Raw genomic sequence first — 11,987 nt, 5'->3', positions numbered from 1 at the left:
CGCTATCTCGGGCGGGCGTCGGGCGTGCCCGCGGCCGCGCCCGGCGGCGCGGATCCGGCGACCGTCACCGGCGCCCCGTCGTGGAGCTGGGCGAGGCCCGAGGTGGCGACCTGCTCGCCGGGCTGCACGCCCCTGACGACCTCGATGAGCCCGCCCTTGCGTGCGCCCAGGCCGACGGTCCGCTCACGAGCCACTCCGCCCTCCACGACGAACACCTTGGTGATGCCCGCGAAGTACGCCACCGCGCCCTCCGGCACGAAAGCCACTGCCTGGTCCTGGCGCAGGAGCACGGCGGCCCGCGCGAAGAGGCCCGGCCGGAGAAGCCCCTCTCGGTTGGGCACCTCGGCCTCGATCGTGACGGTTCGGCTCGTCACGTCCACCGCCGGGCTGACGCGCGTCACCCGTCCCGGGAAGTCGCGGGTGGGGAGCGGATCGACGCGGATGCGTATCGACTGGCCCGGCCGCAGCTCGAGCGCCGCGTGCTCGGGCACGGTGCCGGTGAACTTCAGCACGTCGGTACGCACGATGGTGAACACGGCGGTGTTCTCGGTGACGTACTGGCCGGGATTGAGGTGGCGGCGGGCGATGGCGCCGGTGATGGGCGCTCGGAGCGTGACGTCGGTCAGCTTCTTGCGCGCCAGGGCCAGGTCGGCCTCGCGGCGCCGCAGCTCGGACTCTGCCACCCGGACCGCCGAGCGATCGCTCTCCAGGTTGGCCTCGGCGACCCGCACCCGGTCGGGGAACTGGCCCAGCTCCACCTGGGACGTCTCGTGCTGCGCGGCCGCCGTCTCGTACTGCGTCCGGGCCACGTCCACTTCCCGCGGCGCCACCAGGGCATCGGCGGCCAGCTTGCGCATCCGCTCCAGGTTGGCGCGCGTCTCTTCGAGCCCGGCCCGCGTTCGGTTCAGGCCGGCCTCCAGGGACCGACGGCTCGCCCGCACCTGCTGGAGCTGGGCGAGGGCCGCCTGGCCCTGCGCCTGCGCCCGCTGCAAGCCGTCCCGCGCGGCCCCGACCCCCGCCTCGGCCTGCTCCACGGCCAGCGCCGTCTCGCGCGGGTCCTGCTCCGCCACCACCTGGCCGGCCTGCACGCGATCGCCGAGATCCACCAGGAGGCGGGCCACGGTCCCGGCTATGGAGGTGTTGAGGACGACCTCCTCCCACGCCAGGAGGCTCCCGGTGGCGTCGACCATGCGATCGAGCGCCTTGGCCTCGACGGGGGCGACGCTCACCGCGGTGACCCGGGAGCCGCCGGTGGCTCCGGCGGGCGCCGGCTTGCGCTCGACGGCACTTGGCGGCTCCCCCGAGCAGCCGGCTCCGGCCGCGAGTCCGAGCAGGAAAGTCGAGAACAGACGGGTCGCGCGTCGTCGCTGGGCGGGGCGGGGGCCGCTCACGTCGGCCGGTTTCCGGGCGGCCACATCATCCAGTGTAGTCGACATCGCACCGGCGGCAAGCACCCAGGCTGCCCCCCCGACCGGCGGCCCGGGAGCCGGCGAGGCGCCTCGTCCGCCGCGGGTCCGGTCACGCGCCGATTACAGCCGCGCCATCACCCGGTCTGCGAAGTCCGCGATCACGCGGTACTGCCGGTCGAGCCGTAGGCGTCGAGAGCCGGCCGGCCTGCCGCGCGGCGAGGCGGGTGCCCCGCTCGCGGACGACTAGTGCATCACGAGGCCGCCGGTCACGTTGATGGCCTGACCGGTCATGTAGGACGACTTGCCGGAGGCGAGGAAGCCGACGACGTTGGCCACGTCCTCCGCCTTCTCGATGCGGCCGAGCGGGATCTGCTCGACGCGCTGCTTGAGGTACTCACCGGGACGCAGGCCCATGAGCCCCTCGCCGGCCTCGCGGTCGACCTGGAAGATCATGTCGGTCTCGACGATGCCCGGGCAGACACAGTTGGCCCGGATGCCGTCGGCGGCGTGGGCGAGGGCGAGGCTTCGGGTCATGCTGATCACCGCGGCCTTGGTGACGCCGTAGACCAGCGAGGTCTTGAGCCCCATCTTGCCGGCCATCGAGGCCAGGCTGATGATGTTGCCGCGCTTCGCCGCCACCATGTGCGGCAGCACCGCCTGACTGGCGAAGAACACGCCCTTGGCATTGACCGCGAGCAGGCGGTCCCAGTCCGCCTCGGTCACGTCCGCGGTGTGCATCGACTTGTGGATGCCCGCGTTGTTCACCAGGATGTCGATGCGCCCGAATTCGGCCATCGTCCGATCGGCCATCGCCTGCAGATCGGCGAGCCGGGTGACGTCGGTGCGCACCGCGAGGGCGCGTCGCCCGAGCGCGCGCACCTCGTCGGCGGTGCGCTTGCCCGTCGCCTCGTCCATCTCGGCCACCACGATGTCGGCCCCCATGCCCGCCAGCTCCAGCGCGATGGCCCGGCCGATGTTGCGCCCCGCGCCGGTGACGATCGCAGCCTGCCCCCGGAGCTCCATCTCAGCAGCACCCGCCCGAGATGCCGGGCCGCCGCTGGATCAGCTCGACGCGCACGTCGTCCGGAGCCTGGACGAAGCAGATGCGCGGGCCGCCGGGGATCTCGATCGGCCCTTCCAGGAGCCGGGCCCCGAGGCCTTCCAGCCGCGCGATGTCCGCCTCGAGGCTGTCGGAGTCGAAGCCGAAGTGCTCGAGACCGTGGTGCGCCTTCGCGTCGCCGGGGCCGAGCATCTCGTTGGTGCGCGCGCCGGAGATGTTGACCGGGGTGCCGTCCTCGCTCTGGCAGCGCACGAACCGGTCGCCGAAGACGCGCGTCTCGTCGGAGACGATCTTGAAGCCGAAGGCTCGCACGTACCAGTCGGCGGTCTTGCGCGGATCCGAGGCCTTCAGATGGATGTGATTGATCCGGTAGGGCATGGTGGTGTCCTTTCGGCTGAGGTATCGTCGGTGCGCGTCGGCATCGCGGCCGCACGGTCGGCCGCGCGCGGTGGTCGAAGCCGCGCTCACTATCGAAGCCGCGTTAGAGGATATTCTCACCCGCGCGCCGGTTCAAGGACCGGCCCGTGTCAGGAGGCGCGCTCCATGGATATCGGTTGCCATCTTCCCAACCAGGGGCCGCTCGCCACCGGCGAGGCGCTCGTGCGCTTCTGCCGCGAGGCCGAGCGTCGTGACGTCGCCTCGCTGTGGGTGAGCGACCACGTGATCTTCCCGCGCACCGCCACCGGGAGCTATCCGGGCGGCCGCTTCCCGCATCCGCCCGACAAGCCGTACCTGGAGCCGGTCACCGTGCTCGCGGCAGCCGCGGTGTGCACCAGCCGCGCGCGGCTCGGCGCGTCGGTGTTCATCCTCGGGCATCGCCATCCGGTGGTGATGGCCAAGATGCTCACGAGCATCGACGCGCTCTCCGGCGGCCGGCTGATCTGCGGTGTCGGGGTCGGCTGGTGGAAGGAGGAGCTGGAGATCCTGGGCGTACCCTTCCACGCGCGCGGCCGCCACGGCGACGAGATCCTCCGGGCGTTCAAGGCGCTCTGGACCGAGGACAACCCGCGCCTGGACGGCGAGTTCTTCCGGTTCCACGATCTCGGCTTCGCGCCCAAGCCGGTGCAAAAGCCGCATCCGCCGATCTGGGTCGGCGGCGACAGTCCGGGCGCGTTCCGTCGCGTGGTCACGCTGGGCGACGGCTGGCACGCGACGTCCAAGGATCCGGCCCAGCTCGCCGCGGCCCTGGAGCGGCTGCGCGCGGTGGCCGACCGACACGGCCGCGACATGAAGACCATCGCCATCTCGGTGCGCTACAGCTTGCCCGACACGCTGCTCGCGGGCGGCCCGCAGCGGGCGATCGACGAGCTGGCCGGCTACCGGCGCCTCGGCGTGAGCCACGTCGCGATCGACTTCCGCCGCGACGACCTGCCCCGCATGCTCGAACTGCTCGAACTGATCACCGGCACGATCCGGCCTGCGGTGGAGAAGGCGTAGGTCAGGAAGAGCTTCGTGGCCGGGGGCCGCGGCGGGCGCGATGCGGTCGCCCCGCCGGACCGACCTCTCGGGGTTACCGGGTTGTTCGTTCCGTCTCGGTTATGACGGTGCTCGCCGAATGCCTCCAATCCGACCCGAGTGGCGAAAATTGCGGATCGCGGCTGGGCACGATGCGTGCACTCGTGGCGCTCATGAAACTGAGACCGGGCGTCTTGAGACGGGGTGGTTCCGGCGTGCTCGCCATCGTCTTGCTGTGTTTCTGGGGATGCGCCTCGGCGCCGGCCCCGCGTCCTACCGCTCACCCCTTCGACGACGTCCGCCGCCTCGCCATCATCGCCTCGGGCGAGAGCTCGTTCTCCATCGTCGGTCACCATGCCGAGCCCGGGCGAACCTTCGACGAGATCCTGGCCTGGTATCCGACCCAGGCCTGGATGCGTCCCCTCGCGAAGCTCCTCCACAGGGGAATCAACTGGGCGCTCGAGCTCGACCAGACGGCCACCATCTCCCGCCGCGTCGACGACATCGCGCCTCGGGCGATCGTGGCCGCCGCGATGGCCCAGAAACTTCGGGCGAGTGGCTGGTTCGATGAGGTACGGACGCTCGAGAGGGAGCCGACCGCCGAAGAGCGGCGGGCTGACCCGATCGTGCGCGTCATGGTGCCGGCATGGGGACTCGTGCGGGTCCACGAAGGCGATCCGGATCTGCTCGCGAGCTTCGCGGACGTGCGGGGGTACCTGATGATTCCCGGAACCGGGGTTGTCCTGTGGGAAGGAAACGAGGACGTGACCGCCCCGGAACAGTTTCCGGGCGATAGCTTCATGAAGGACCACGACTTTGCCCGGCAGGAGGTGGTCGACGTCCTGGAGCGGGCGGGTCAGCGCCTGGCCAGCGAGCTGATGTACGCGCGGAGCGCGGGCCGGTGAGCTCGCGGAGCCTGGCTCCGATCACGCTCGTCTTGGCCTTGACGGTCAACGGGTGCGGGACCACGGCGCTCGATGTCCGCTATCCGGAGCAGGGCGTGAACCGGGCCCTGCTCGCGTCGGTTGCACCTCGTCGGGTCCAGATCGGCAACGTCGACGATCGCCGCCTGGAGACCGCGCGGGTCGGCATCGAGCCCGGTGGCAAAGGCGAGATCGTCACGAGCCGCTCGGTCGCCGACATCGTGCACGAGGCGCTCGGCATCGAGATGAGCAAGAACGGTCATCTCCTCGTGTCCGACCGGCCGGACGTCGTGGTGAGGCCGGCCGTCGAGGTGTTCTCGCTCGACGCGGTCGAAGGATACGCGAGCGTGCAGTATGTCGGGAGGGTCGTCATCGCGTTGACCGTCGCCGATGGACGTACGGGCGATACGCTCCTGACCCGGCGATACGCCGGCGTCAGGAGACGGCAGGTCGACAAGCCCGACGAGAGCCAGTGGCGCGAGGTCCTCGACACCGCGCTCGCCCGCGCCATGCACGACCTGGCCACCGATCCGGACCTCGTCGCGGCCCTCGGCGGATCCCGCCCGTCGCCGGCCAGGCCGGCGGCCTGAGCGGCGAGCGATCACGGATGCACGCGATGCCGATGAATCCATCGCGACGGGTGTTCTTGTGTCGCTCCATCGGGCTGGCCGCGCCGTGGCTGCTTTCCCCCCGACCCGCATGGGCCGCCGGCGCCGGTGGCGAGTTCAACGTCCGCGATCATGGAGCGAGGGGCGACGGTCGCACGCTCGACACGCGGGCGATCCAGGCCGCCATCGACTCTGCCCGACAGACGGGCGGCACCGTGCTCTTTCCTCCCGGCGAGTACCTGTCGGGCTCGCTCCATCTGCGTAGCCACATCACCGTGCGCCTGAGCGCGGGCTCGGTCCTGATCGCCAGCAAGGAGGAAGCCGATTTCGATCCGGTCGAGCGCCTCGGCTATGACTCCCATTCGGACGCGGAAACCCGGGACTTCCGCTTTGCCCTTCTCCAGGGGCGCGACCTGGTTGGCCTCCGCATTCTCGGGCCAGGACGCATCGACGGGAACCGGACGAGCCGCGGAGGGCCCAAGCCGATCGCGTTGAAACGCTGTCGAACCACCCAGATTCGTGAGCTGACCATCGTCAATGCGCCGAACTACAACATCAGTCTCCTCGGCTGCGATGGCGTGGACATCCGAGGTGTCACCATTCTGAATGGGTACTCCGACGGAATCGATCCCGATTGCTCCCGCAATGTGCGGATCAGTGACTGTCACATCGAGTCTCGGGACGACGCGATCGTTCTCAAGGCCAGCTTCGCCCTGGGCACTCGCGGCACCACGCAAGACGTGAGGGTGACCAACTGCCATCTCAGCACCATTCACAACGGCCTCAAGCTCGGCACCGAATCGGCCGGCCACTTCAGGAATATCGTCTTCAGCCATTGCACGATCGTCGGCCGGTCCCACGCGTGGAAGGGCGACCTGAGCTCCGGCGTCTCGCTCGAGATGGTCGACGGGGGGAAGCTGGAGCGCGTCGTCGTGTCGGATCTTCGAATGACCAATGTTCGGGCGCCCATCTTCGTTCGCCTGGGCAACCGGGGCCGGGGACAGGAACGACGCCTGGCGGGTACTCTCCAGAACGTGTCCATCTCGAACGTCGTGGCCGTCGGCGCCATGACCGCGTCGTCGATCACCGGCATACCCGACCATCCGGTCTCCGAGATCCGGCTCCAGAGCATTCGGATCACCGTCCGGGGTGGGGCGAGCGCCGACGTCGCTTCTCGGAGCGTGCCGGAGCTGGAGCAGCGATATCCGGACGCCTACATGTTCCACGATCTGCCGGCGTACGGCCTCTACTGCCGCCACGTACGGGGCCTCCGGTGTGACCGTGTCGAGCTGGACGCGGATCGGCCAGATGCGCGTCCCGCGGTGGTACTGGACGACGTCGCTCGGGCGCGCGTGGGGGCCTTCCGGGCGACGCCACCCGCAGAAGGACAGCCGTTGATCTGGCTGCGCTCGGTGCAGGATTGTCAGGTCAGCGGCCTTCGCGCGAGCCCGGGAACCAGAGCGGTGCTGCGGCTCAGCGGCTCGGACACGGCTCGGGTGAGCCTGGTGGGGAACGATTTCAGCCACGTGGACCAGATTGCGATGGTGGATGGATCGGTCGTGGAGACCGCCTTGCGGCTGGAGGGAAACGTGATGCCGGGGCCCCTGGCGCCACGTAGCCCGCGCGGGCAAACCCTCGCGATCGATTAGATCGGGGTCAGGTCTTGCATTACGACATTTTCGCCACTCGAGGCGACATCGTCGCGCGCCACGAAAATGTCGTAATGCAAGACCTGACCCCGGACTGACACCGGATTACTGGCGGCGGCGGAGCATCTGCTGCAGGCTCTGGCGGGTGAGGCCCAGGCGCTCGGCGGCGCGGGTCTTCGAGCCGCACTCGTGGAGCGCATCCTCGATCATCCGACGCTTGAGGGCTTCCACCGCCTCGTTGAGCGTTCGGACGGTGGCGACGGCGCCCGCGCCGGCCGCGATGCGCTCCGAGAGATGGACGGGACCCAACGGACGCCCGGTGTCGGCCAACGCCACCGCGCGCTCCAGCTCGTTCTCCATCTCGCGCACGTTGCCGGGCCACGGGTAGGTCTGCAGGAGCTGGAGCGCGTCGGCGCCCACCGCGGGCACCGCGCGCCGCGCACGCCGGCACGCCTGGCGGAGGAAATGATCGGCGAGCGCGGAAATGTCGCCGGTCCGCTCGCGCAATGGCGGCAGGCGGATGGGGAAGACATTGAGCCGGTAGTAGAGGTCCCGGCGGAACCGGCCGGCGGCCACGTCGGCCTCCAGGTCGGCGTTGGTGGCCGCAATCACGCGGATGTCCACGCGCCGGGTCGCACCGCCGCCGACCCGGCGCAGCTCCCCCTCTTGCAGCACGCGCAGGAGCCGCAGCTGCATCGCGGGCGAGGTCTCGCCGACCTCGTCGAGGAAGATGGTGCCGCCGTCGGCTTCCTCGAAGAGGCCCTTGCGCTCGCCGACCGCGCCGGTGAACGCGCCGCGGGTGTGGCCGAACAGCTCGGATTCCAGCAGCGAGTCGGGCAGCGCGCCGCAGCTCTGGGCCACGAACGGCTTCACCCGGCGGGGGCCGTTGGCGTGGATGAGGTGCGCGAACAGCTCCTTGCCGGTGCCGGTCTCGCCGAGCAGCAGCACGGTGGTGTCGCCGTCGAGAACTTTTCGAGCGAGATCCACCGCGACTCGCAGCCCGGTGTCGGCGCCCACCAGCGCGTCGAACGACGCGGGCTTGTCGCGGCCGGCCGCCGCGTCGCGCCGGAGCGCGTTGTAGGCCACCTCCAGCTCGTCGCGGAGCCGCACGTTCTCCCGGGCGAGGCCCCAGCGCTCGGCGGCCCGGCGCACCACCAGCAGCAGCTCGTTGGGATCCCACGGCTTGGGCACGAAGTGGTAGATGCGCCCGGTGTTGATCGCCTCCATGAGGTTGTCGACGTCGGTGTAGGCGGTCAGCACGATGCGGATCGCGTCCGGGGTCAGCTCCTGGCTGCGGCGCAGCAGCTCGACGCCGGTCATGCCGGGCATCCGGTGGTCGGTCACGATGACCGCGACGTCCGGCTCGGCGGCGAGCCGGGCCAGCGCCTCCTCGCCGTGGCCGGCCCGCAGCACGCGGAACTCGGCGGCGAGGATCGCCTCCAGCGCGTCGAGCACGCGCGGCTCATCGTCCACGATCAGGATCGTCGTCTCGTCCACCGGACCTCCGGGCGGGCGGGTCATCACGTCGAGGCCAGAGTCGTCGTCACCGGCTCGCGGACCCCGCAGACCTCGTAGAGCGTCTGGCGCGGCCGGATGCCCTTGAGCCGGAGCCGGCCGAGCTCGCGGCATTCTACGACATCGCGAACCCCGAGGAACGTGTCTTCGCCGAGGATGATATGCGCGTCGAAGAGCCGGGTCATCCGCTGGATCCGGGACGCCGCGATCATCGCCCGTCCCACCACGATCAGCTCCCGCCGGCGGTCCGAGCCGATGGTCCCGGCCATCACCCGGCCGGAGCTGATCCCGATCCCGATGTCGAAGGTGGGCCGGCCCTCGGCGGCCCATCGCGCGGCCAGGTCGCGCACCGCGGCCACCATGTCGAAGGCGGCCCGCACCGCACGCACGGCCACGTCGGGCCCCGGCTCGGGCACGCCGAAGAGGGCCACGATCTCGTCGCCGACCAGCTGCTCCACCGTGCCGTGGTGGCGGAAGATCACCTCGATCATCTCGGTGAAGTATTCGTCGAGGAGCTGGATCACCACCGGCGCCGGGTTCGACTCGATGAGACGCGTGAAGCCGCGGATGTCGGCGAAGAGCACGGTGGCGTCGCGCCAGTCGCCCGGCAGCTCGAGCATCCCCGGATCGGCGATGGCGAGGTCCGCCAGCTGGGGCGACACGTAACGCTGCAGGTGCGCGCGCACCGACGCCTCGCGGACCAGGTCGTCCTGGGCCCCCCGGAGGTGCTCGAGGGTCTGCTCGAGCTCGGCGTTCTTCGCCCCGAGGTCCGCCACCAGCTGGGCGCGCTCGCGACACAGGCGATAGTGCTCGACCGCGCGGGCCACCACGTGCCGCAGCTCGTGCGGATCCCAGGGCTTCAGCAGGAAGTGGTAGACCCCGGCCGCGTTGATCGAGTCCATCAGCGCCTCGGTGTCGGTGAACGCGGTGAGGAGGATGCGCACCACGTCCGGCGCGACGTCGCGGCTGCGGGTGAGCAGCTCGGTGCCGGTCATGCCGGCCATCCGCTGGTCGCTCACCACCACCGCGACCTCCTTCGTCCGCAGCAGCTCCAGCGCGGTCTCCGGACGGTCGGCGCGGAAGACCTCGTGCTCCATGGCGAGGAGCGCCTCGAGGGCGTCGAGCACGCGCGGCTCGTCGTCCACGAGGAGCACCGCGGCGGGCGCGCTCATGCGCCGGCCCCGGTCGGGGCGTCAGCGGCGGCGCGGGCCACCGGGAGCTCCAGGGTGAAGACGGCCCCCCCTTCGGGCCGGTTCTCGGCGCGGATCTCGCCACCGTGCTTGGTGACGATCTCGTAGCTGATCGACAGGCCGAGCCCGGTGCCTTCGCCGACCGGCTTGGTGGTGAAGAACGGGTCGAAGATGCGGCCGATCGCCTCGGCCGGCATGCCGGGGCCGGTGTCGGCGATTCGGATGATCGCCCGGGAGCCCTCCCGCCGGGTTTCGATGGTGATGGTGCCGGGCCCGTGAATGGCCTGGGCCGCGTTGGCGAGGACGTTGAGGAAGACCTGGTCGATCTGCGAGCGCACGCACTCCACCGCGCCGAGGGCGCCGTACTCCCGCCGCACCGTGATGCGGTCCTTCAGGAGATGATTCAGGAGCGTGAGGCTCGACTCCAGCTCCTCGTTGAGGTCGACCGGCTGCCACACGTCGTCGGGCGTGCGCGCGAACACCCGCAGGTCACGCACGATCTTGCGGGTCCGGTCGGCCCCGTCGCGGATGCCGTCGATCATCGCGTCGAGATACTTCAGCGCGTAGTCGATCTTGAGCTCGCGCCGCCGCTCGGCCACCCGGGTGCGGTCGGCCTCGGGCAGGGTGGCGTCCTGGTAGGCCTCGAGCATCGCGCGCAGGCGGCGCACGAAATCCTCCAGCGTGGTCACGTTCGAGGAGATGAAGCCGATCGGGTTGTTCAGCTCGTGGGCCACCCCGGCCACCAGCTGGCCCACCGAGGCCATCTTCTCCCGCTGGATGAGCTGCTGCTGGGTGGCCTGCAGATCGCGATAGGCCGTGCGCAGCTCCTCGTTGGTGCTCCGCAGCTGCTCGGTGCGCACGCGCACCTTGTCCTCGAGGCTGCGGGACAGGTCCTCGATGGTCTGGAAGCTCTCGGCCTTGTCGATGGCGAGGGCCACGTGGCTGGCCACCGCGGTGAGCAGCTCCACGTCGCCGTGGTCGAAGCGGCCCACGTCGGAGGCGGTCACCGAGAGCGCGCCGAACACCTGCTCGCGCACGCGCAGCGGGACCGCCACGAAGCTGCGCACCTGATGGGCCTGGACCAGCGGCAGATGGATCGGCTCGTCGGTGTGCTCCACGTCGTTGACCAGGACCGGCAGCCCGGTGATCACGGCGCGGGCGCTGGCGCTCAACTGCGGGTCGAGCGGCACGTCGACGCCCGCGAAGGGCACGGCCCCCGCGTCGAGACCGGCCATCCGGTGGCCGCACAGCACCTGGCGCTCGCGGTCCACCACGAAGAGGTAGGCCTTCTCGTAGCGCATCAGGTGGACGAGCCGGCTCAGGGTCTGGTCGTAGATCTTCTCGGGGTCGAGGGTGCCGCTCACCGCGGCGCTGAGGTCGGTGAGGAGCGAGAGCTGCTCGATCCGCGTCTCCAGCTCCGCGAACTTCTTCTCCAGCTCGCGGTTCGAATAGATGATCTCCTCGGATTGCAGATCCAGCAGGCGCTGGGTGTGCTGTCGCTGATAGCGCTCGCGGAGCGACTGACCCAGGGCCACCCCGGCGACCAGGGGCAGGGGCGCGGCGGCCACGAGGGGCCAGCTGCCCGCCGACGTGGCGGCCGCGCCGAGAAGGGCCGCGACGCCTCCGCCGACCAGGGAGGGCGCCCAGAAGCGGCGTCCGCGGGACGGATTCGTCCAGCGGATGTCCCAGCGGCACGCGTCCGCGCCCCTCGCCGCGCACGAGCTCTCGACGATCCGCGCCCGGGGCAGGCCCCAGTTGGTCGGGAACCGCTCGCACTGCACCTTGGCCCACGTGCACCTCCAGACCGTGATGGCCTGCCCGGGCAGGGGCGTCCAGTGGTAGACCGCGTGGTGCCGGCCAACCTCGAGGATGTCGAGCCGGTAGAGCCCGCGGCTCTGGTGGCCGTAGATGGTGGCGGCCCGCTCGTAGGCCGCCCGCGGATTGCCGATGCCCATGGAGTAGGTGCCGAGATAGGAGCGCTCCTCACGGGGCTTCCAGTCCATGAAGGACTCGCCGTACCGGCGGGCCCACCGCTCCTCGTCGGGCTCGTGCATCAGCTCCTGGCCCAGCTTGACCAGCTGATCGGCCACCGCCGCCGGGATCCAGTTGTGGTCGGCCATGAGGTAGTCGCGCGATCGTCCGGCCGCGCGGCAGATCGCGGCGGCGGCCTCGGGGCCG

At 70.7% G+C, this 11,987-nt stretch carries 10 protein-coding genes; 4 read left to right on the top strand and 6 right to left on the bottom strand.

Translation table 11 applies throughout. The annotated features are described in order from the left end of the window. Positions 1-2: 2 nt before the first annotated feature. The 3 genes from VKN16_01960 to VKN16_01950 form a co-directional block, all read right to left on the bottom strand. Positions 3-1,391, bottom strand: a complete 1,389-nt coding sequence (locus VKN16_01960; GenBank protein ID HME92966.1) for an efflux RND transporter periplasmic adaptor subunit — start codon at positions 1,389-1,391, stop codon at positions 3-5. 261 nt (positions 1,392-1,652) lie between these two features. Then, the gene (locus VKN16_01955; protein ID HME92965.1) at positions 1,653-2,432 is read right to left on the bottom strand and encodes an SDR family NAD(P)-dependent oxidoreductase; all 780 of its coding nucleotides are present in this window, start codon (positions 2,430-2,432) and stop codon (positions 1,653-1,655) included. 1 nt (position 2,433) lies between these two features. Beyond that, entirely contained in the window at positions 2,434-2,847 is a 414-nt protein-coding gene (locus VKN16_01950; GenBank protein ID HME92964.1) for a VOC family protein, read from the bottom strand. Between the two features lie 165 nt (positions 2,848-3,012). Here VKN16_01950 and VKN16_01945 point away from each other — a divergent pair, with 165 nt between their 5' ends. The 4 genes from VKN16_01945 to VKN16_01930 all read left to right on the top strand — a co-directional run bounded on the left by VKN16_01945 (position 3,013) and on the right by VKN16_01930 (position 7,104). Continuing rightward, positions 3,013-3,906, top strand: coding sequence for an LLM class F420-dependent oxidoreductase (locus VKN16_01945; protein ID HME92963.1), 894 nt, complete (start codon positions 3,013-3,015; stop codon positions 3,904-3,906). Positions 3,907-4,007: 101 nt separating this feature from the next. After that, the gene (locus VKN16_01940) at positions 4,008-4,829 is read left to right on the top strand and encodes a hypothetical protein (GenBank protein HME92962.1); all 822 of its coding nucleotides are present in this window, start codon (positions 4,008-4,010) and stop codon (positions 4,827-4,829) included. After that, the gene (locus VKN16_01935) at positions 4,826-5,437 is read left to right on the top strand and encodes a YajG family lipoprotein (GenBank protein HME92961.1); all 612 of its coding nucleotides are present in this window, start codon (positions 4,826-4,828) and stop codon (positions 5,435-5,437) included. Before VKN16_01940 ends, VKN16_01935 begins: the two co-directional genes overlap by 4 nt. Before the next feature lie 17 nt (positions 5,438-5,454). Then, a complete protein-coding gene (locus VKN16_01930) occupies positions 5,455-7,104 on the top strand; it encodes a glycosyl hydrolase family 28-related protein (protein HME92960.1) in 1,650 nt (549 codons plus the stop codon). A gap of 105 nt (positions 7,105-7,209) precedes the next feature. Here VKN16_01930 and VKN16_01925 read toward each other — a convergent pair whose 3' ends face one another. From VKN16_01925 to VKN16_01915, 3 genes are all read right to left on the bottom strand, one after another. Then, complete coding sequence (locus tag VKN16_01925) at positions 7,210-8,601, bottom strand: sigma-54 dependent transcriptional regulator (protein ID HME92959.1); 1,392 nt, start codon at positions 8,599-8,601, stop codon at positions 7,210-7,212. 23 nt (positions 8,602-8,624) lie between these two features. Further along, complete coding sequence (locus VKN16_01920; protein ID HME92958.1) at positions 8,625-9,791, bottom strand: adenylate/guanylate cyclase domain-containing protein; 1,167 nt, start codon at positions 9,789-9,791, stop codon at positions 8,625-8,627. Then, the coding region (locus VKN16_01915; protein HME92957.1) for an ATP-binding protein at positions 9,788-11,987 on the bottom strand (2,200 nt) is incomplete at its 5' end. The genes VKN16_01915 and VKN16_01920, both read right to left, overlap by 4 nt.

The sequence above is a fragment of the Candidatus Methylomirabilota bacterium genome (genome assembly GCA_035315345.1).
GTDB lineage: Bacteria > Methylomirabilota > Methylomirabilia > Rokubacteriales > CSP1-6 > CAMLFJ01.
The sequence above is the reverse complement of the archived record's forward strand: the minus strand, read 5'-3'. Positions and strand labels throughout refer to the sequence as shown.